Origin of the sequence: Streptomyces stoeckheimensis, assembly GCF_045822005.1 — a bacterium.
Lineage (GTDB): Bacteria > Actinomycetota > Actinomycetes > Streptomycetales > Streptomycetaceae > Streptomyces > Streptomyces stoeckheimensis.
In genome coordinates, this window is record NZ_CP169550.1 from 2,444,556 (window position 1) to 2,465,271 (window position 20,716).

Annotated in this window: 13 protein-coding genes; 3 read left to right on the forward strand and 10 right to left on the reverse strand. The window is 71.2% G+C overall.

Annotation, left to right across the window (positions count from 1 at the left end; genetic code table 11):
- Positions 1 to 224 precede the first annotated feature (224 nt).
- Complete coding sequence (locus ACE1OC_RS11110; protein ID WP_407836895.1) at positions 225 to 1,244, reverse strand: LacI family DNA-binding transcriptional regulator; 1,020 nt, start codon at positions 1,242 to 1,244, stop codon at positions 225 to 227.
- A gap of 182 nt (positions 1,245 to 1,426) precedes the next feature.
- The gene (locus ACE1OC_RS11115) at positions 1,427 to 5,719 is read right to left on the reverse strand and encodes a discoidin domain-containing protein (RefSeq protein ID WP_407836896.1); all 4,293 of its coding nucleotides are present in this window, start codon (positions 5,717 to 5,719) and stop codon (positions 1,427 to 1,429) included.
- Positions 5,720 to 5,934: 215 nt separating this feature from the next.
- Between ACE1OC_RS11115 and ACE1OC_RS11120 the strand changes: the two genes are divergently transcribed.
- Both ACE1OC_RS11120 and ACE1OC_RS11125 read left to right on the forward strand, forming a co-directional pair.
- A complete protein-coding gene (locus ACE1OC_RS11120) occupies positions 5,935 to 7,566 on the forward strand; it encodes a sensor histidine kinase (RefSeq protein ID WP_407836897.1) in 1,632 nt (543 codons plus the stop codon).
- On the forward strand, positions 7,563 to 8,360 hold the full coding sequence (locus ACE1OC_RS11125; protein WP_407836898.1) for a response regulator: 798 nt from the start codon (positions 7,563 to 7,565) through the stop codon (positions 8,358 to 8,360). Before ACE1OC_RS11120 ends, ACE1OC_RS11125 begins: the two co-directional genes overlap by 4 nt.
- A 43-nt stretch (positions 8,361 to 8,403) precedes the next feature.
- Here ACE1OC_RS11125 and ACE1OC_RS11130 read toward each other — a convergent pair whose 3' ends face one another.
- The 3 genes from ACE1OC_RS11130 to ACE1OC_RS11140 form a co-directional block, all read right to left on the reverse strand.
- Positions 8,404 to 9,996 carry a cation acetate symporter gene (locus tag ACE1OC_RS11130; RefSeq protein WP_407836899.1) on the reverse strand — a complete coding sequence of 531 codons (1,593 nt, stop codon included), beginning with the start codon at positions 9,994 to 9,996 and terminating at the stop codon, positions 8,404 to 8,406.
- Positions 9,993 to 10,541 carry a DUF485 domain-containing protein gene (locus ACE1OC_RS11135; protein WP_407836900.1) on the reverse strand — a complete coding sequence of 183 codons (549 nt, stop codon included), beginning with the start codon at positions 10,539 to 10,541 and terminating at the stop codon, positions 9,993 to 9,995. Before ACE1OC_RS11135 ends, ACE1OC_RS11130 begins: the two co-directional genes overlap by 4 nt.
- Positions 10,542 to 10,717: 176 nt before the next feature.
- Positions 10,718 to 12,838, reverse strand: a complete 2,121-nt coding sequence (locus ACE1OC_RS11140) for a DNA gyrase/topoisomerase IV subunit B (protein ID WP_382973489.1) — start codon at positions 12,836 to 12,838, stop codon at positions 10,718 to 10,720.
- Positions 12,839 to 13,284: 446 nt separating this feature from the next.
- Here ACE1OC_RS11140 and ACE1OC_RS11145 point away from each other — a divergent pair, with 446 nt between their 5' ends.
- On the forward strand, positions 13,285 to 13,521 hold the full coding sequence (locus ACE1OC_RS11145) for a DUF7455 domain-containing protein (protein ID WP_112449103.1): 237 nt from the start codon (positions 13,285 to 13,287) through the stop codon (positions 13,519 to 13,521).
- 107 nt (positions 13,522 to 13,628) lie between these two features.
- Here the strand turns inward: ACE1OC_RS11145 and ACE1OC_RS11150 are convergent, their stop codons facing one another.
- From ACE1OC_RS11150 to ACE1OC_RS11170, 5 genes are all read right to left on the reverse strand, one after another.
- Positions 13,629 to 14,606, reverse strand: a complete 978-nt coding sequence (locus ACE1OC_RS11150; protein WP_407836901.1) for a serine protease — start codon at positions 14,604 to 14,606, stop codon at positions 13,629 to 13,631.
- 141 nt (positions 14,607 to 14,747) lie between these two features.
- Complete coding sequence (locus ACE1OC_RS11155) at positions 14,748 to 16,358, reverse strand: RNA polymerase sigma factor (RefSeq protein ID WP_407836902.1); 1,611 nt, start codon at positions 16,356 to 16,358, stop codon at positions 14,748 to 14,750.
- 477 nt (positions 16,359 to 16,835) lie between these two features.
- Complete coding sequence (locus tag ACE1OC_RS11160) at positions 16,836 to 17,777, reverse strand: FadR/GntR family transcriptional regulator (protein ID WP_407836903.1); 942 nt, start codon at positions 17,775 to 17,777, stop codon at positions 16,836 to 16,838.
- A gap of 150 nt (positions 17,778 to 17,927) precedes the next feature.
- Positions 17,928 to 19,742 carry an ATP-binding cassette domain-containing protein gene (locus ACE1OC_RS11165; RefSeq protein WP_407836904.1) on the reverse strand — a complete coding sequence of 605 codons (1,815 nt, stop codon included), beginning with the start codon at positions 19,740 to 19,742 and terminating at the stop codon, positions 17,928 to 17,930.
- Between the two features lie 206 nt (positions 19,743 to 19,948).
- On the reverse strand, positions 19,949 to 20,695 hold the full coding sequence (locus ACE1OC_RS11170; protein ID WP_407836905.1) for an NUDIX hydrolase: 747 nt from the start codon (positions 20,693 to 20,695) through the stop codon (positions 19,949 to 19,951).
- Between the last annotated feature and the right edge of the window lie 21 nt (positions 20,696 to 20,716).

A 20,716-nucleotide genomic window follows, 5' to 3' on the forward strand; every position in this document is an offset into this window, starting at 1 on the left:
CCTTCGAGCATCGAGCAGGAGGCGTGGGGCGTGTAAGGAGGCGAGCGCGGCACACTCAATCACCACCGACAGATGAACGCAATATCTCGCGCAGATTTCGCAAGAGATTGGCAGAGGAGCGCCGGGCAGCTCGGGGGGTGAACGCAAAACAGGGCCCCGAAACGTCAGCGGGACGTTTCGGGGCCCTGTGGCGGGGGCCGAACTCGGCGGAGACCGGCGGGGCGTTACTCCTGACGGGCGCGCGGAGCCTGTGCGGTGGAGCCCCGCACGACGAGCTCGGGCTCGAAGAGCAGCTCTCCGGGCTGTACGGCGGCGCCCTGGATCTGCGCGGTGAGCAGCTCCACGGCCGCCCTGCCCATGGCCTCGATGGGCTGCCGGACAGTGGTCAGCGGGGGTTCGGTGCAGTTCATGAAGGCCGAGTCGTCGTACCCGACGACGGAGACCTGGCCGGGCACGTCCAGCCCGCGCCGGCGGGCCGCCCTGATGGCCCCCAGGGCCAGCGGGTCGCTCGCGCAGATGATGCCGGTCACCCCGCGGTCCAGCAGCCTCGACGTGGCCGCGTGGCCGCCCTCCAGGGAGAACAGTGCCCGCTCCACGTGCGCCGCGGGCAGCTCGGTGCCGGCCGCCGCGGCGACCGCCTGGGCGGCCACCAGCTTGCGCAGGGAGGGGATGTGGTCGGGCGGGCCCAGCACCAGCCCGATGCGCTCGTGACCGAGGGAGGCCAAGTGGCGCCAGGCCTGTTCGACCGCGACGGCGTCGTCGCAGGAGACGCACGGGAAGCCGAGGTCCTCTATCGAGGCGTTGATGAGCACCACCGGGACCTTGCGGTCGTGGAGCAGCCGGTAGTGCTCGTGCGGGGCGTCGGCCTGCGCGAAGAGCCCGCCGGCGAAGACGACGCCGGAGACCTGCTGCTGGAGCAGGAGCTCGACGTAGTCGGCCTCGGAGACCCCTCCGGTGGTCTGCGTGCAGAGCACCGGGGTCAGCCCCTGCTGGGCCAGCGCGCCGCCGATCACCTCGGCGAAGGCCGGGAAGATCGGGTTCTGGAGTTCCGGCAGGACCAGGCCGACCAGCCGGGCACGTTCGCCGCGCAGCTGGGTGGGGCGTTCGTAGCCGAGGACGTCCAGTGCGGTGAGCACGGACTGGCGGGTTGTCTCCGAGACGCCCGGCTTGCCGTTGAGCACCCGGCTGACCGTTGCCTCGCTGACCCCCACCTTCTTCGCCACTTGAGCAAGTCGTCGCGTCATGAGCGCAAGAGTAGCGCAAACAATGCAAGTTCCTTGCAGTTCGATTACGGCCAGTTTGGCCCATCGGAAACCGGCGCGGAACCCCCCGCGTCCCACCGGCCCCGGCGGGCCTCCGGGCGTCGAGCGGCGGGGCACCCCGAAGGGATGCCCCGCCACCCTCGTTCCCCGGTGCTCGCCGCCCGCTACGGCAGCTGGTTGATCTTGAACGTCGAGGTCGTGTTCCGCACGTCCACGGCGTTGTCGCTCATCCTCAGGTTCTGGATGGTGACCTCACCCACCGCGGGCCCTTGTCCCGCCTCGGGCATCTCGTTCGCCCAGAGACCGAACCCGGACTTGGCGTCGAAGGCGTCACCGCTCTTCTTCGCCCCCGTGATGGTGATGTCCTTCAGAATGGTGTCCTTGATGGGATTGACCGGCTGGCCGCCGACGTACTGCGTCTGGAACATGATTCCGCTGTAGGTCGGATCGACGATGTCCACGTTGTTGATGCGGATTCCCTGGAACACCTTGGAAGCCGAGAAGATCCAGATTCCGGGGAAGGTCTGCGCCCCCCAGAAATGACCTCCGGCCCGGACGATCGAGATGTTCTCGAAGAGCGTCGGGTCGGTCCCGAATCCGTTCATCGGATACCCGAAGTCCAGCGAGCTGATGGTGATGCCCGAGTAGACCAGGATGTCGGCGATGTAGATGTTGCGGAAGGTGTTGTTGAAGCCGCCGTAGACGGCGACACCGGCCGCGCGCCAGGTCAGGATGGCGCTCAGGTTCTCGTAGACGTTGTTCTTCATGTCCGCGCCGCCCGCGTCGATGGCCGAGAACAGCGCGAAGCTGTCGTCACCCGTGGAACGCGCCTCGATGTTGGCCACGAGGTTGTCCGTGCTGCCGTTGGTCATGTTGATGCCGTCGGCGAAGGTGTCCCGGATCCGCGAGTTCTTGATCGTGATCCGGTCGGTGTTGGCGCCCCAGTAGAGGCACACCTGGTGTTCGTTCCAGATGTTGTCGATGGTCATGTCGGTCACGTTGGAGAAGTCGAAGACCTTGCCCGGACCGTCGATGCGCGAGGTGTAGTTGCCGAAGTAGGCGAACCCCGTGAAGGACGAGCCCTTGGCGGTGCCCTCCGCGCGCCATCCGTTGTCGGTGTTGTCCTGCGAGGACGGGGCGTGGAAGCGGGTGAACCACGGCCCGGCGCCGACGACCTGCACGGCCTTTCCGTACACCTGGAACTTGCTCGCCGTGTCGTAGTCGCCCGGCGGCAGGTAGACGCCCACGAGCTTGCCCGTGGTGTCCATGCGGACCTTGTCCAGGGCGTTCTGCACGTCCTGGTGGGTGAAGCCGGCGGGCACCGCGTAGGTGGCCGGGTCGGGGTTGGGGATCACCGTGGCCTGTTCCAGGCTCACGAAGTCGATCGCGTAGGTGGTGGTGTTCGCCGCGTCCTTCTGGAGGCGGATCTTGCTGCCCGGCGGGACGGTCTCGCCGAGGAGGATGTTCGCCTCGTCGTAGATGTGCCGCGGGGCCCCGGCGCTCGGGGCGTTGCCCGGGCCGGCCTCGGCCCCGTAGAGCCAGGCGTACTTCGAGGTCAGCGGCAGGGCCTTCTTGAGGACGCCGTTGACGTAGACGTTGATGGTGGAGTCGATGCCGCCGCCGCCCGGGGCGTCCGGGATGGAGAAGCGGGTGACCAGGGTGTTGGTCGCGGCCCGGGTGGTGAACTCGACGTACTCGCCCGTCGCGTCCAGATTCACGGCCTTGCGGCCCGAGGCCTCGCCGGCGATGTCGCCGACGGTCCGGTTGGGGCCGACGACGTTGGCTCCGCCGCCGACCACGCCGTCCTCCGCCTCGTAGGTGTCGAAGGGCATGTTCGCCCCGCGGCCGACGAAGAAGGGCTTGGTGGAGGTGTTGTTGCCGCGCTTGACCGGAAGTTCGTTGGCATCGTCGGCGAGGACCACCTTGACGGTGTACTTGCCGTTGGCCGCCGTCCAGTTGCCGAGCGCGATCGGTGCGGAGGAGGCACCGGCCGCGAGCGCGCCGCTGAAGGATCCGGTCAGCGTACGGATGGTCGCGCCTCCCGCGTCCTGGAGCGTGAGGGTGACGTTGTGGGTGCCCGCGGCGGCGGCCACGGTGCCCTGGTTCTTGACCGTGACGGAGAAGCCTACGGACTGGCCCGCGGAGGGCGCGCTCGGCGACCACCCGACGGACGAGGCCACCAGGTCCGAGCTGTCGACCGGGCGGACCACCAGCGGGGAGCCGGTGAGGCTGTTGTTGGTGTCGTTCTGCTCGACGACCGTGTTCGCCTCGTCGACGATCGCGCTCAGCGGGTAGCTGCCCGCGTCGCGCGGGCCGATGCCGGCCGTGACGGTGGCCGAGGCGCCGGCGGCCAGCGCGGGCACGTTGGCGGAGGCGATCTTCGAGCCGCCGAGCTGGAAGGAGACGGTGGTGGCCGGCGCCGGAACCGGGCCGCTGTTCTTGACGGTGGCGGACAGGGTGACGGAGTCCGACTCCACCGGCGCGGCCGGGCTGGCGCTCACCGCGGTGACCTGGAGGTCCGGGTTGGGCGCCGCGACGCCGATGACCTGGAACTCGGCGATCTGGCCGTTGGAGGAACCGGTGTTGGAGGTGAAGCGCAGCTGCACGTCCGCGACCCGGGCGTTCACCGGGATGGTGACGGTGTTGGAGCCGGAGGCCGGGTTGAAGACGTAGTCCTTGGCGGCCACCAGGCCGGTGACGCCCGAGGCGCTCTGCTCGCGGCCGAGGACCTGGATGTTCTGCGTGCGGGTGCCCCAGCTGCTGTCCGGGTTGAGCTTGAGGACCAGGCGGTCGACGTCGGCGTTGGCGCCGAGCTTGACGGTCAGGGTGCTCGGGTAGGCGCCGCCCGCCCCCTCCCAGTAGGTGGAGGTGCTGTTGTCGTTGGCGTTCTCCGCGACGAAGGTGTGGATCACGGAGGAGCCCTCGATGGGCTTGCCGACGGCCAGGTTGGAGCCGCCCGTGCCCCCGCTGCCGTTGCGGGTCACGGAGTTGCTGTCGCCGGAGCGGTTGCCCGCCGCGTCCTTGGCCCGGACGAAGTAGCTCACCGTGGCGGTGGCGGGCTGGGTGTCGGTGTGGGTGGTGGCACTGCCCGCGACCGTCGTGAGCAGCACGTTGTTGGCGAAGACCTCGTATCCGGAGACGCCGACGTTGTCGGTGGAGGCCTGCCAGTTCAGCTTGATCTGGCCGGCGGCCGGCTCGGTGAAGGTCAGGGCTCCCGGGGTGGTCGGGGCCTGGGTGTCACCGGTGTCGCCGGCGCGGGTGACGCTGTTGCTGTTGGCCGACTGGTTGCCGGCCGCGTCCTTGGCGCGGACGTAGTACGTCACGCTCGCGGAGGCCGGCTGGGTGTCGGTGTAGGTGGTGACGTTGCCCGCGACGCTGGTGCGGAGCTGGTTGTTGGCGTAGACGTCGTAGCCGGTGACGCCGGTGTTGTCGGTGGAGGCGTTCCAGGTCAGCTTGATCTGGCCGGTCGCGGGCTCGCTGTAGGCGAGGGCGGCCGGGGCCGTCGGGGCCTGGGTGTCGCCGGTGGTCGGGCCGTAGATCTCCAGCTCGGAGAGCTGCCCGCCGGGCTGTACGGAGTTGGACGCTATCCACACCCGCACGTAGCGGGTGGTGGTGGCGTCGAAGGCGATGCTCACCGTGTTGGCGCCGGCGGCGTTGAACTCGTACCCCTTGGACGCCGTCAGGTCGGTGTAGTCCGTGCCGTTCGCGCTGCCCTGGATCTTGAGGGTCTGGGTGCGGGCGCCCCAGTTCTCGGGGAGCTTGAGGACCACGCGGTCCACGCGCACGGAGGAGCCCAGGTCGGCCTGGAGCCACTGGGGCATGGCGTTGTTGACGCTCTCCCAGTAGCTGGCGGTGTTGCCGTCGTTGGCGTTGCCCGGCACGTAGACCTGGGTGTTGCTGCTCGCGGTGAGCGTCTTGCCGAGGGCCAGGTTGGTCCCGGACTCGCCGGGGGCACGGACCTCCAGCTCGGAGAGCTGGGCGGCCTGCCAGCCGGTGTTGGCGGTGATGTCGATGCGCACGTACCGGGCCTGGGTGGCCGGGAAGCCGATGGTGACCACGTTTCCGGCGCCCTGGCCGAAGGTGTAGGTCGCCGAGCTCACCAGGGTGCTGAAGCTGGTGCCGTCGGCGCTGCCCTGGACGGACAGGGTCTGGTTGCGGCTCTCCCAGGAGGCGGGGAGCTTGAGCACCACCTGGTCGACGCGGGTGGTGACTCCGAGGTCCGTCTGCACCCATTGCGGGAAGGTGCTGCCGGCGCTCTCCCAGTACGAGGACTGGTTGCCGTCGGTGACGTTGCCGGCCGCGTAGGCGCCGTTGGTACTGCTCGCCGTGGCGGGCCTGCCCGCCGAGACGCTCGGGCCGCCGGCGGCCACGGCGGTCAGAGCGGGCCAGCCCAGCATCAGCAGGGCCGTGCTGATCAAGGCGGCCAGGGTCCGCCATCTCCAGTTGTGCCTTCTCATATGTCCTCGTCCCTCGACATGAACTTTCTGAACCACAAGAGCCACGAATTTGCAGTGTGCGGTGCGAGAGTTGCAGAGCTTTGGCGAGTCGTCTACATCCCTGACCGCACTTTCATGCCGTCATCTCTTGCGCAAGCTGGGCGCAAATAACGCAAGCCATTTGCGTGAGGGGGAGAAATTCCGCTTACGCCCGAACCGGCCTACGGTTCGTACTCATGCGGTCCCTGCGGTTCCTCCCCACGAGCGCTCGGCGCCTCGGGCTGCCCAGACGGGCCGCCTCCCAGATCCTGCTGACCCAGCTGGCCATCGCCGCCGGGGTCCTCGCGCTGGCCACCGGCCTCTTCCTGGCCCCGCTGAGCGCGCAGCTCGACGACCAGGCCATGCGGCGCGCCCTGGCCATCGCCCAGAGCGCCGCCGCCGACCCCTCCCTGGCCGCGGGGCTCGTCGGCTCGGCTCCCTCGCCGGACGGCCCGGTACAGGCCTCCGCGGAGCGGATCCGCTCGGCCACGGGCGCCGAGTACGTGGTCGTCCTGGACCTGGACGGCATCCGCCGCTCGCACCCGAGCCCCGACCGCATCGGGCGGCCCGTCTCCACCGACCCCGGCGAGGTCCTGGCCGGCCGCGAGGTCATGGAGATCGACGAGGGCACCCTGGGCCGCTCGGCGCGCGGCAAGGTCCCCCTGCTCGCCGCCGACGGGGAGATCGTCGGTGCCGTGTCGGTCGGCATCGCCTACGACAGCGTCCAGGGCCGCCTGCTCGGCGCCATCCCGGGCCTGCTCGCGTACGCCGGCGGCGCCCTCGCGGCGGGCGCCCTCGCCGCCTACCTGCTCTCGCGCAGGATCCACCGCCAGACCCGCGACCTGGCCTTCTCCGATATCGCGGGCCTGCTCGCCGAACGCGAGGCGATGCTGCACTCCATCCGCGAAGGCGTGATCGCCCTCGACCGGGCCGGCCGGGTCCGGCTGGTCAACGACGAGGCGGCCCGGCTCCTGGGCCTCGCGCCCGAGGCCGCCGACGCCGCCACCGGCCGCGCCCTGGACGAGGTGCTCGGCGCGGGCCGCACCACCGACGTCCTCACCGGCCGGGTCACCGGCCGCGACCTGCTCACCGTCCAGGGCGCCCGGGTCCTGGTCGCCAACCGGATGCCCATCGAGGACGGCGGAGCCGTGGCCACCCTGCGCGACCGCACCGAGCTGGAGCACCTGGGCCGCGAGCTCGACTCCACCAAGGGCCTGATCGACGCCCTGCGCGCCCAGGACCACGAGCACGCCAACCGGCTCCACACCCTCCTCGGCCTGCTGGAACTGGGCCTGTTCGAGGAAGCCGTCGAGTTCGTCACGGAGGTGGTCGGGGTGCACCGCAGCACCGCCGAGCAGGTCACCGAGAAGGTGCACGACCCCCTGCTCGCCGCCCTGCTGATGGGCAAGGCCACGGTCGCAGCGGAGCGCGGGGTCCCCCTGCGGCTGGCCGGTTCCGCGCTGCTGCCCGACCGCCTCGTCGACCCGGGAGGCCTGGTCACCATCCTCGGCAACCTGGTCGACAACGCGCTGGACGCCGCGGTCGGCTCGTCCGCGCCGCTGGTCGAGGTCGACATCCGGGCCGACGGCCGCACGGCGGTCCTGCGGGTCCGCGACAGCGGCCCCGGCGTCCCGGTGGAGCGCCGCGAGGAGATCTTCACCGAGGGCTGGTCGACCAAGCAGCCCCGGGCCGGCGCCCACCGCGGACGCGGACTCGGCCTCGCCCTGGTGCGGCGCCTGGCCGAACGGCAGGGCGGCACGGTCCGGGCCGGCGAGGCGGCGGACGGAGGGGCGGAATTCTCCGTCGTCCTCCCGGAGGCCCTGCGATGAGCACCTTCGACGCGTCCGGCGGCTCCCGTGCGTCCGGTACAGCCGACGCATCCAGCGCTTCCGGCGCTTCCGGCGCTTCCGGCGCTTCCGGCGCTTCCGGCGCTTTTGACGTTCTGGTCGTCGACGACGACCTGCGCGTCGCCCGGATCAACGCGGCCTACGTGGCCAAGGTGCCCGGCTTCCGCGTGTCGGCCCAGGCCCATTCGGCGGCGGAAGCGCTGGCGCTCCTCGACTCCCGCCCCGTGGACCTGATCCTCCTCGACCACTACCTCCCCGACGAGAACGGCCTCGACCTGGTCCGGCGCCTGCGCGAGCGCGGCCACCATACCGACGTGATCATGGTGACGGCCGCCCGCGACCTGGCCACCGTCCAGGCCGCGATGCGCCTCGGCGCCCTCCAGTACCTGGTCAAGCCCTTCACCTTCGCGGGCCTGCGCACCCGCCTGGAGGCCTACGGGGCCCTGCGCCGCACCCTGGACACGGGCGGCGAGGCCGAACAGGCGGAGGTGGACCGGATCTTCGGCGCCCTCGCCGCGGCCGGCGCCGACGCCCCGAGCGACCTCCCCAAGGGCCACTCCCCCACCACCGCCGACCTGGTCCGGGGGATCCTGCGCGCGGCCGAGGGCCCGCTCTCCACGCAGCAGATCGCCGACCGCGCGGGCATCAGCCGCCAGACCGCCCAGCGCTACCTCAAGCTCCTGGACCGCGCCGGCCGCGTCGTCCTCGCCCTCCGGTACGGCGAAACGGGCCGTCCGGAACACCGCTACGCCTGGCGTCCGCCCACGACCGGCTGACGCCGTCCCGCGGCCGGTCCCGCTCCCCGCGGTACCGGCGGCCCTACACCGCCCCGGCGCCCGTCAGCGCGCGGACCTCGGTCTCCGCGTGCCGGCGCTCGTCCGGCTCCTCCGCCGAGGTCACGGTGCCCAGCCAGCCCGCCAGGAAGCCCAGCGGGATGGACACGATGCCCGGGTTCTGCAGCGGGAAGAGCTGGAAGTCCACGCCCGGGAACAGGGATTCCGGGCTGCCGGAGACCACCGGGGACAGGGCCACCAGCAGCACGGCCGGGAGCAGCCCCCCGTACACCGACCAGACGGCGCCCCGCGTGGTGAACCCGCGCCAGAACAGCGAGTACAGGAGCACCGGCAGGTTCGCCGAGGCCGCCACCGCGAAGGCCAGGCCCACCAAGAAGGCCACGTTCAGGTCCTGGGCGAGCAGACCCAGCGCGATCGCCATCGCCCCGATCCCGACAGCCGCCACCCTGGCCACCGCCACCTCGCTGCGCTGCCGGGCGTGGCGGCGCTTGAGCGAGGCGTACAGGTCGTGCGCGACGGAGGCCGACGAGGCGAGGGTGATCCCCGCGACCACCGCGAGGATGGTCGCGAAGGCGATGGCCGCCACGAAGGCGAACAGCACCGCGCCGCCGGTCGAGTCGGCCCCGCCGCCCAGGAAGGCCGCGAGCAGCGGCACCGCGGTGTTCCCCGAGGCGTTGGAGGCCCTGACCTGCTCCGGCCCGAGCAGCGCCGCCGCACCGAAGCCGAGCACGATGGTCATCAGGTAGAAGCCGCCGATCAGCCCGATCGCCCACACCACCGACCGGCGGGCCGCCCGCGCCGTGGGCACGGTGTAGAAGCGGGACAGGATGTGCGGCAGCCCGGCCGTGCCCAGGACCAGGGCGAGTCCGAGGCTCATGAAGTCGAAGCGGGCCGTCCAGTCGCCTCCGTACTTGAGCCCGGGGCCCAGGAACCGGTCGCCGTGCCCGCTGCGCTCGGCGGCGCTGCTGAGCAGCTGGTCGAAGTTCCCGTGGAAGCGCAGCAGCACGAGCAGCGTCAGGGTGATCGCACCGCCCATCAGCAGTACGGCCTTGACGATCTGGATCCAGGTGGTTGCCCGCATGCCGCCGAAGGACACGTAGATCACCATGAGCGCACCGACGCCGATGACGGTCAACGTCCGTGCGGTCCGGCCCGAATCGGCGAGCAGCAGGCCCACGAGGCTGCCGGCGCCGACCATCTGCGCGACGAGGTAGAGCACGGAGACGACCACCGACGAGGTTCCGGCGGCGATCCGCACCGGCCGCTCGCTCATCCGCGCGGCGACCACGTCGGCCAGGGTGAACCGGCCGCAGTTGCGGACGAGTTCGGCGACGAGGAACAGGACGACCAGCCAGGCGACGAGGAAGCCCACCGAGTACAGCAGGCCGTCGTAGCCGAAGAGGGCGATGAGGCCGGAGATGCCGAGGAAGGAGGCGGCGGACATGTAGTCGCCGGCGATGGCGAAACCGTTCTCCATCGGGGAGAACAGCCGCCCGCCCGCGTAGAACTCCTCTGCCGAACCGTGCCTGTTGCGGCTCACCCAGGTGGTGATGCCCAGGGTGACGGCGATGAAGACGCTGAACAGGAGCAGCGCCAGGGTCTGGTGTTCGGTGGTCACCGGCCCGCCCCCCGTGCGCGGCTGCGCTCTCCGGCGTCCGCCCGGCGGACCTGCTCCTGCTCGAAGACCGTCCAGCGCAGGTCCAGCGCCGCGCGGTCGCGCCGCAGCCGGGCGTGGCGGGCGTAAGCCCAGGTCAGCAGGAAGGTGCTGAGGAACTGGCCGAGGCCCGCGAGCAGGGCCACGTTGACGGACCCGAACACCGGCCGGGCCATCATGCCGGGCGCCGTGGTCGCGGCGACCACGTAGGCCACGTACCAGAGGAAGAAGCCGACGGTGGCGGGAACGACGAACCTCCGGTAGCGGCCGCGCACTTCCTGGAAGGCGGCGCTGCGCTGCACTTCGAGGTAGATGTCGGACGCCGCGCGCGCGGGCGCGCCACCTGGGGAGGAGCTCGGCGGTGACGTTTCCGCTCCACCGCCCGCGGCTCCACCGGGCCCCTCGCCTACGCCGGCACCCTCGCCCTCGCCCCAACCGACGGCCAGCGCGTCGTACCAGGGGTCGTCCAGCCGGATCGTTCCGGCATCACGACCTTCGTGCTTGTCCACCGAACTCTCCTTGTCCGCCGCCGCAGTGGCCGCGTGCCCACAAGGATGTGCGGGAGGGACGGTTTCCGGACTGGTGTCCCGGTGCTCTTCACTCCATTAGGTGATGGAGTGAAGAGCACCGGTGTGCCAGGGCGGAGGAAGTGCCACCGGAGGTCCCCCGGTGGCCCCGCGTCCGGTCAGGCGTCGATCCGCGACCGGTCCAGGGTGGCGGCGGAGCTGGTGATGAACTCCTTGCGCGGAGCCACCTCGTTGCCCATGAGCAGGTCGAACACCGACTCGGCCGAGTCCAGGTCGCCGATGTTGATCCGCCGCAGGGTGCGGAAACGGGGATCCATGGTGGTCTCCGCCAGCTGGTCGGCATCCATCTCGCCGAGGCCCTTGTAGCGCTGGATCGAGTCCTTGTACCGGATGTTCTTGCGCTGGTACTCCAGCAGGGTCTGGCGCAGTTCGTTGTCCGAGTACGTGTAGACGTACTTGTCCTGGCCCTTCTTCGGCTGGACGAGCTCGATCCGGTGCAGCGGCGGCACCGCGGCGAAGACCCGGCCCGCCTCGACCATCGGGCGCATGTAGCGCTGGAAGAGCGTGAGCAGCAGGCAGCGGATGTGCGCGCCGTCCACATCGGCGTCCACGAGCAGGACGATCTTCCCGTACCGGGCGGCGTCGATGTCGAAGGTCCGGCCCGAGCCGGCTCCTATGACCTGGATGATCGCCCCGCACTCGGCGTTCTTGAGCATGTCCGAGACCGAGGACTTCTGGACGTTGAGGATCTTGCCCCGGATGGGCAGCAATGCCTGGAATTCGGAGTTCCGGGCGAGCTTGGCCGTACCGAGCGCCGAGTCCCCCTCGACGATGAAGAGCTCGCTGCGCTCCACGTCGTCGCTGCGGCAGTCGGCCAGCTTGGCGGGCAGCGAGGAGGACTCCAGCGCGGTCTTGCGGCGCTGCGCCTCCTTGTGCTGACGGGCCGCGATCCGGGTCCGGGCGGCCGCGACGATCTTCTCCATCACGGAGCGGGCCTGCTGCTTGTCGTCGCGCTTGGTGGAGGTCAGGAAGGCCTTGAGCTCCTTGGCGACGACGGCCGCGACGATCCGGGTGGCCGCCGAGGTGCCGAGCACCTCCTTGGTCTGCCCCTCGAACTGCGGCTCGGCGAGGCGGACGGTGACGACCGCCGTCATGCCCTCCATCGCGTCGTCCTTGACCACGTCGTCCTCGGCGACGCGCAGGAGCTTCGCGGAGCGCAGCACCTCGTTCACGGTCTTGGTGACCGAGCGCTCGAAGCCGGAGATGTGGGTGCCGCCCTTGGGGGTGGCGATGATGTTCACGAACGACTTCACGTTCGTCTCGTACCCCGTGCCCCAGCGCAGGGCGATGTCCACGCCGAGCTCACGGGTGACCTCGGTGGGGGTCATGTGGCCGCGGTCGTCGAGGACCGGGACGGTCTCCTTGAAGGTGCCGGTGCCGGTCAGGCGCAGGACGTCGCAGGCCGCCTTGTCCTGGGCGAGGTACTCGCAGAACTCGCTGATGCCCCCGTCGAAGCGGAAGGTCTCCTCGGTCTTGCCGGCCCCTTCCAGGGCCCGCTCGTCGCGGACCACGATGGTCAGGCCGGGCACGAGGAAGGCCGTCTGGCGGGCGCGCTGGTAGAGCGTGTCCAGCGTGAGCTTGGCGTCCTTGAGGAAGATCTGCCGGTCGGCCCAGTAGCGGATCCGGGTGCCCGTCTTGCCCTTGGCGATCCGCTTGCCCTTGCGCAGACCGTTGGCGGGGTCGAAGGGGCTGTCGGGGCCCTGCTCGGTGAACATGCCGGGGACGCCGCGGCGGAAGCTGATGGCCTGCGTCGCGCTGCCCCGGTCGACCTCCACGTCCAGACGCGCCGAGAGCGCGTTGACGACGGAGGCGCCGACGCCGTGCAGGCCGCCGGAGGCCGCGTACGACCCGCCGCCGAACTTGCCGCCGGCGTGCAGCTTGGTCATGACGACCTCGACGCCGGAGAGGCCGGTCTTGGGCTCGATGTCGACGGGGATGCCGCGACCGTTGTCGCGGACCTCCACCGAGGAGTCCTCGTGGAGGATCACCTCGATGTGGTCGCAGTAGCCGCCCAGGGCCTCATCGACGGAATTGTCGATGATCTCCCAGAGGCAGTGCATGAGGCCCCGGCTGTCGGTGGAGCCGATATACATGCCGGGGCGCTTGCGGACGGCCTCGAGGCCCTCGAGGACGAGCAGGTGCCGCGCGGTGTAGTTGGAGCCGTCCCGGTCTGCTCCGGTCAGCAGTGCGCTGGAAGGCACGGACGTGTCGGCGGTCACGCAGTTCGCTCCTCGCTGAATTCTTTTTCTGGCCCGGTCGGGCGCAGTGGTGGCTCGGTTGCCGCTGGAAGGGTACCGAGGCCTGGTAGAGCCGATGCAACGCCACCCCAGCCCCTTCGTCAGCCTAGTGCAGCTCCGTACGCATGTTCGATCCCCCGTCGGAGTGAAGCAAACATCACGTTCCCTTCCGCGCATGAACCATTTAGTGTTCGGGCACGTCCTCATGAACAACCGGCACTCAGCCGGAGAGGGCAGAACTGCGACAAGCGAACGACCTGACAACGCGAAACCGTAAAGCAACGCAATACGGCTCCTTCGCCGCCAACCGGCAACGGCCGGCCAGCTTCGGAAGGAAGTTTCGAGGAAAAGCCGCGAGCGGGAACGTTTTCGGCCTGGTTGGATGTTGACCCTGGTACGACAGCTCGTCGAGCTAGAGAAGAGGCGACGTGACTACTGTTCTGACACCCGCGACCCCGCTGACGGCCGCTGACCGATGCGACCGTTGCGGCGCCCAGGCATATCTGCGCGTCGTCCTGCTGAGCGGCGGTGAACTGCTCTTCTGCGCCCACCACGGGCGCAAGTTCGAGCCGGAACTCAAGAAGATCGCCGCGGAAATACAGGATGAGACCGAGCGGCTTACGTCCGCTCCGGCGGCCAGTGCCGCCGAACCCGAGGACCGCTGACACAAGGCCTATACCTCGCATCCGACGAGCCAGGACCGGCGTAGCCGGTCGACGGGCGGTACCTCTGCGACCCAGAGGGACCGCCCGTCCTCATGTCCGGACGCGGTTCAGCGCCCGGGCGCGGGCCGGTCCCCCGCCGCGAGGCCCCTCCCGGGCCCCTGAGCGGGGCGTACGTCCATCCCCAGCACTCCGCGGGCACCTGGACGGCCCAGCTTCCCCCGGGCCGCCTCCGGGCCACTGGCGGAGTCGGTGGCGTGGGCCGATTCGGTGACGAAGCCGATCAGCGGTGCGATCCGCGTGTACACCCCCGGGCTGTCGGCCCGCCCGCAGCCGCGCCCCCAGGACACCAGTCCGATCAGCCGGCCCTGGGCCACCAGGGGACCGCCGCTGTCCCCCTGGCAGGCGTCCTTGCCGCCCTCCCGGTCCCCCGCGCACACCATGGAGTCGGCCCGGTACTGACCGTCGGCGTCTCCCGGGTAGGCCCGCCCGCACACCTCGTCCGCCAGCACCGTCACCCTGGCGGCCCGCAGCGCGTAGGCGTAGTCGCCGAAGCCGCTGGTGTCGCCCCAGCCGTACACGGCGGCCTCGGTGCCGGCGCCGTACGCCGGATGCCCGTGGTCGGCCATCGGCAGTACGTTCTGCGCGGCCACGGCTTCGACCAGCTCCAGGACCGCCAGGTCGCCGGCATTGCTGCCCGGGTCGTAGGCCGGGTTCACCCGGGCGGAACGCACCGCGATCTCGCGGCCCTCGCCCGCGCGCAGCTCCGTACGCCCGGTGATCACCCGGAAATCGCGGACGGATTCGACCGGGCCGCCCAGCACCTGGCGCCCCAGGCAGTGGGCCGCGGTCACCACCTTGGTGGGGGCGACGAGGACGCCCCCGCAGAACTGCCCGCCGCGCGTACCCCCGAACCGGTCACGGCTGGCGAGGGCCACCACCCAGGGGGCATCGGCCACCTTCACCGGCGTTCCGCCGATCACCACGCTGTCCGCGGCCGCTCGCGGCGCCTGGAAGAGCGGCGCCGCCGCCGCTCCCGCCGCCAGGGTCAGCGCTCCCGCCAGGACACGGGCAAAGGGACGACGCATGAGGCCTCCTGACTCCGAGTGTGCATGACTCCACTCAGAGTGGGACGCCCGGTGGCCGCGCGCACCCGCGCGGCCACCGGCGACGACCTGCGGCGAACCCCTCGCCGCACCCCGGCCCGGACCCGGCCGGCCCGGTCCGTGCTAGTCGAGGTAGTCGCGCAGCACCTGGGACCGGGACGGGTGGCGGAGCTTCGACATGGTCTTCGACTCGATCTGGCGGATGCGCTCACGGGTGACCCCGTAGACCTTGCCGATCTCGTCGAGCGTCTTCGGCTGGCCGTCCGTGAGGCCGAAGCGCATCGAGACCACGCCCGCCTCGCGCTCGCTGAGCGTGTCGAGAACCGAGTGCAGCTGCTCCTGCAGGAGCGTGAAGCTCACGGCATCGGCCGGTACGACGGCTTCGGAGTCCTCGATGAGGTCGCCGAACTCGCTGTCGCCGTCCTCGCCGAGCGGGGTGTGCAGGGAGATCGGCTCGCGGCCGTACTTCTGGACCTCGATGACCTTCTCGGGGGTCATGTCGAGTTCCTTGGCCAGCTCCTCCGGGGTGGGCTCGCGGCCCAGGTCCTGGAGCATCTGGCGCTGGACGCGGGCCAGCTTGTTGATGACCTCGACCATGTGCACCGGGATGCGGATGGTGCGGGCCTGGTCGGCCATGGCGCGCGTGATGGCCTGTCGGATCCACCAGGTGGCGTACGTGGAGAACTTGTAGCCCTTGGTGTAGTCGAACTTCTCCACGGCGCGGATCAGGCCCAGGTTGCCCTCCTGGATCAGGTCCAGGAAGAGCATGCCGCGGCCGGTGTAGCGCTTGGCGAGGGAGACCACGAGGCGGAGGTTGGCCTCCAGCAGGTGGTTCTTGGCCCGGCGGCCGTCCTCGGCGATGATCTCCAGCTCGCGCTTGAGCTTGGGCGCCAGCTTGTCGGAGTTGGCGAGCTTGTCCTCGCCGAAGAGTCCGGCCTCGATGCGCTTGGCGAGCTCGACCTCCTGCTCGGCGTTGAGGAGGGGGACCTTGCCGATCTGCTTGAGGTAGTCCTTGACGGGGTCGGCGGTGGCGCCGGCCACGGCGACCTGCTGGGCCGGGGCGTCGTCCTCGTCGTCCGAGATGACGAAGCCCTTGCTCTCGGCGCCTTCCTCCTCGTCCTCGGACTCGGCCTTGGCGGCTCCGGGGCTGTCTTCCGCGGAGTCCTCGTCGCCCGCTTCGTCGGCGTCCTTCTTGGCGGCGGTCTTCTTCGCCGCCGTCTTCTTCGCCGCGGTCTTCTTGGCGGGCGCGGCCTTCTTCGCCGCCGTCTTCTTCGCCGCCGTCTTCTTGGCGGCGGGCTCGGTCGCGGTCCCCTCCGCGAGGGCGTCGAAGGCTGCGTCGGTGCCGACGGGGTCCGTTTCCGCCGCCTCGGTCACCGCGTCCGGGTCGGCCGCGGCGGGCGCGGCCGCCGTCGTGGCCGCCGCCTTCTTGGCGACGGGCTCGGTGGCCGTCCGCTTGACGGGGCTCTTCGCTGCGACGCTCTTGCGGGTGGTGCGCTTGGGCGACTCCGCGGCACTGACCATCAGCGTCACACCCTCTTCCTCGAGGATCTGGTTGAGGCTGCGCAGAACATTCTTCCACTGGGTCGCAGGAATCTGGTCAGCCTCGAAGGCCCGACGCACGTCATCGCCGGCGATCTGCCCCTCGGCCTTGCCCCGCTCGATGAGCGCCATCACAGACTCGGAATCGGCGATCTCCGGCGGGAGCGTACGGGATGTGCTGGCCGACACGAACAACCTCTCGGAACGATGGAAACGGCTTCCGACCCCGGCCTGGTGGTGCTGGACCGGAGCCGACGACCACCGACTGGGGATGGGCCGGGGGCGCGGGCAGGGGCCGGGGAGCTGCACAGCACCCCCAAGGGCTGCTGTCTTCCCTCCGTCGGCCATCACCTCTTAGGTCATCGCGTGACCTCGCGGAGCGTTACGCCCAATCTTCGTGGCCCGAGTCACACCCCGTTTGATGCCATGCCGGTCATACCGTGATTTCTGCACGTCCGGTGTGCCCGAACACGCCCCGTTTCGCGGGCCGGACGGCTCCCCGGAATCGGCCTCCCGACGGCCGCGGACCGGTGCCGGGAACCGGCCGGGGGGCTCAGGACCCCGGCGGGGAGCCGGACTCCGCTGCCGCCGGGCCCTCCCCGGACCCCGTCCGGGGATGCCGCCCGGGGCGCTCGACCCATGGACACGCCCGCGCCCGTGCGGTGCGGCCCGTCAGTGCTCGCGCGGGGCGGGGACCACGCGCTCGACCTCCGGATGCACCGTCAGAAGCTGGCGCATGGCGTTCTCCGCGCCGATCGCGTCACCGGCGGCGAGGCACTCGACCATGCGCGCGTGGTGCGCGACGCAGGTCTCGCTGGGGCGGTCGCAGGCGGTGACGGGACTGCCGGACACCTGCAGGGCGGCGGAGACGATGCCGGAGAGGTGCTCCAGCATGCGGTTGGCCGCGACCTGGATCAGCAGGGCGTGGAACTCGTTGTCGGCGCGCGCGAAGGTGATCGAATCACCCTGCCCGAGAGCGTGTCCCATGATCTCGACCATGTCGGCGAGGCGCTGCTGGATCTCCGGCCGGCCGTGGCCGGCGGCGAGGCGAGCCGCGAGCGGTTCGATGACCCAGCGGAGCTCGCCCAGCTCACGGCGCTGGTCGTCGCGCTGCGGGCCGAAGGCGCGCCACTCGATGATGTCGGGGTCGAGCAGGTTCCAGTCGGCGACCGGGCGGACCCGGGTGCCGACGTTGGGGCGGGCGCTGACGAGGCCCTTGGCCTCGAGGACCCTCAGGGATTCGCGGACGACGGTGCGGGAGACCTCGAAACGCTGCCCGATCTCCTCGGGGACCAGCGGGCGGTCCGCGCCGAGATCGCCGGAAACGATCATCTGGCCGAGCTGCTGGACGAGTTGGCCGTGCAGTCCGCGGCCGCGGCTGCCTGCGGCGCGGCGGCCGACCCGGCTCAACTCGACGTCGGATCCGTCCCAGTGGGGCACTCCCACCCGGTCGGCCCCCGAGGCCTCCGGGTAGGGGTAGCGGTCGAGTTCGCCCGCGCCGGCGAGGCCGGAATCGGCATGGCGGGCGGCGGTCATCATGGTGTGCGCAAGGGTACTCACGAATCCTTTGTCGGCCGTGTCTCCGCGACCCTTGAGGTCTTTGGTGAAAAGCACACGAAAGGGTGATCGGTGCCACCTACGCAATTGACGACTTATCGTAAAGAACCGGGCCTTTTGCGGGGAGTTGCGGTCCGCCGGGCCTGATGTGGACCACAACGGTCCCGTTGGGTCCGGACCGGCACCGGAACGATCACCAACGATCCCTCACAAACGGACGCGGCCGCGCAGTCCTGTGAACCCATAGGCGCACAACAGGACCATCAGCGACAACACCAGGGCGGTGCCGACCGGTTGGGCCATCACCCGGATCGCCCCGAGGACCACCCGGTCCGCCTCCGGCGGCCACTGCGCCCAGGCCAGGCCGCGCAGCCGCTCCGCGAGTCCGGTGACCGGGTACGCGGACGGGCCGTCCAGGGCCTTGCGCACCAGCGGTACGACCATGACCGGTACGGCGAGCACCGCGGCCAGACCGGCGGAGGCGGACCGGAAGACCCCGGAGGCCAGGACTCCGGACCAGGCGCAGCCGATGAGCAGCCCCGCCCAACTCGCGGCCGGGGAGACCCACTCCGCGGGCGTACGGAGCGGCCCGCTGCCGAACACCAGCGTGAGGGCGGCGGCGTCCGCGGTCACGGCGAGGGCGCCGAGCAGCAGCGCCAGGGCGGCGCTGACGCCGAGTTTCGCCGTGAGCAGCCCGAGTCGGCGCGGGACGGTGCCGCGGTCGGCGGCGAGCGCGGGGTAGCGGTACTCCTCGCCGAAGGCCAGGGCTCCGAGCAGTCCGGCCCCGAGCGCCGCGGGCGGCAGGGGCAGCAACTCCGGCCAGGCGGCGAGCAACCGGTTCTGCGGGGTGTGGCCGGCCCGGGCCAGAACCAGCGCGGTGACGACCGAGACGGCGACGACGAAGGCGGCGGTGAGCACGGGGGTGGCGGTGCCGAAGGTGCGGTGCAGCTCGTAGCGCAGGGGCCGCAGCGGGCCGCCGAGCCGCCGCACGGCCGAGGCGGGCCGGCTCGATCGGGACGGCCGGATGGTTCGGGCGGAGCGGGCCCGCTCGCCGCCGCCTGCGGCGGACGCGGCCGGCGTTGCGCCGGCGGCCGTGTCCGGGGCTTCGGATCCGGCGTGGTCCCGGGCGCGCGGCAGCGACGGCTGCGCTCCCGCGTCGCCGGTCTCGTCGGCGAGTTGGTGGACGAGCACGCCGTGCCGGAAGGCGGCCTCGCCGACCTCGGCGCAGTTGCTGCCGTAGACCGACAGCCGGCTGCCGCTCTCCTCCACGATCTCCACCGTGCGCTGGGCGGCCCGCGCCTCCCGGCCCAGTACGTCGGCCAGCCGGGCGGCGTGCGGGGTGCGGACGGCGACCCGCGGCCGGAGCCGGGTCCGGGCGAACTCGGCGGCGTCCTGGTCGGCGACGAGCCGGCCCGCCTCGATGCTCACCACCCGGTCCGCGCTGCGTGCGGCCTCCTTCGCGTCGTCGGTGGTGAAGAGCACCGCGCCGCCGAGGGAGGCGTGGCCGCGCAGCAGCCCGTGCAGCCAGCTCCGTTCACGGGGCGAGAGCCCGGCGGCGGGCTCGTCGAGGAGGAGCGTGCAGGGGTCGGCGAGCAGGGCGGCGGCGAGCGCGACCCTGCGCTCCATGCCGAGCGAGAGCGAGCCGAGCCGCTGGTCGCGCAGTCCCGCGACGCCGACGACCTCCAGCATGGCGTCGGCCCGCGCGGCCGGCACGCCTGCGGCGGCGCAGAGCATCCGCAGCTGGCCGCGCACGGTGCGCGAGGGGTTGCCGGGGAGATCGCCGAGGAGCACGCCGACCTCGCGGCCCGGATGCGGGATCCGGTGCAGGGGGCGCCCGCGGAAGTAGGTGACTCCGCGGCCCGGTTCGAGTTCGAGCATGAGCCGCAGCGCGGTGGTCTTGCCCGAGCCGGGCTCGCCGAGCAGTGCGGTCACGCTCCCCGGGCGGGCCTCGAAGGTGAGGTCGTCCACGAGGGGCGGGTGGTTTCGGCGGGGGGTGCTGGTGAGTCCGATGGCCTGGAGCATCGCTTCTCTCGCGGGGGGTGAGACCGCTCTGCGGCAGGGTGAATACCGCAAACAAGATAACGCGATATGTCCGATTTAAGGTGCAGGTTGTCGCGCCTCTCGCCCGTGTCGGCGCCGAAGCCGTTGCCCAGGGCCGTACGAGCCCGGATATCGGCACCGCCATCGGCTCGCGTGGCGCTCCGGCGGCGGTGCCGGGCGCCCGTGCGTCAGACTTCCGGGCGCAGCATCGGCGGGTTGAGCAGGGTGGCCCCGCCGGCCCGGAACAGCTGGGCGGGACGGCCGCCCTGACGCGTCGTCGTGCCCCCGGCCGGGACCAGGAACCCGGGGGTGCCGGTGACCTTGCGGTGGAAGTTGCGGGGGTCGAGGGCAACCCCCCAGACCGCTTCGTAGACCCGGCGCAGCTCGCCGACGGTGAACTCGGGCGGGCAGAAGGCGGTGGCCAGCGAGGAGTACTCGATCTTCGAGCGGGCCCGCTCGACCCCGTCGGCGAGGATCTGCTCGTGGTCGAAGGCGAGTCCTGCGCCGGTCTGGCCGTCCGTGGACAGGAGCTCGTCGACGGGGGCCCAGCGCGCGCTGTTGGCATCGCCGCCGGCCCGCGGGGCGGGCAGGTCCGGAGCCAGTACCAGATGCGCGACGCTGACCACGCGCATGCGCGGATCCCGCTTCGGATCACCGTAGGTCGCCAGCTGTTCGAGGTGCGCCCCGTTGCCCACGTCCGGAGCGGCCGGGTCGTGGGCGCAGAGGCCGGTCTCCTCGGACAGTTCGCGGGCCGCGGCAGCCGACAGGTCCTCGTCCCCGCGGACGAAGCCGCCGGGCAGCGCCCAGCGTCCCTGGAACGGCTGCTCACCCCGTCGGATGGCCAACGCGCAGAGCGCATGGCGCCGCACGGTGAGCACGACCAGGTCGACGGTGACGGCGAAGGGCGGAAAGGCCGACGGGTCGTAGGGCGACATGACGCGATCATAGTCGTCTGC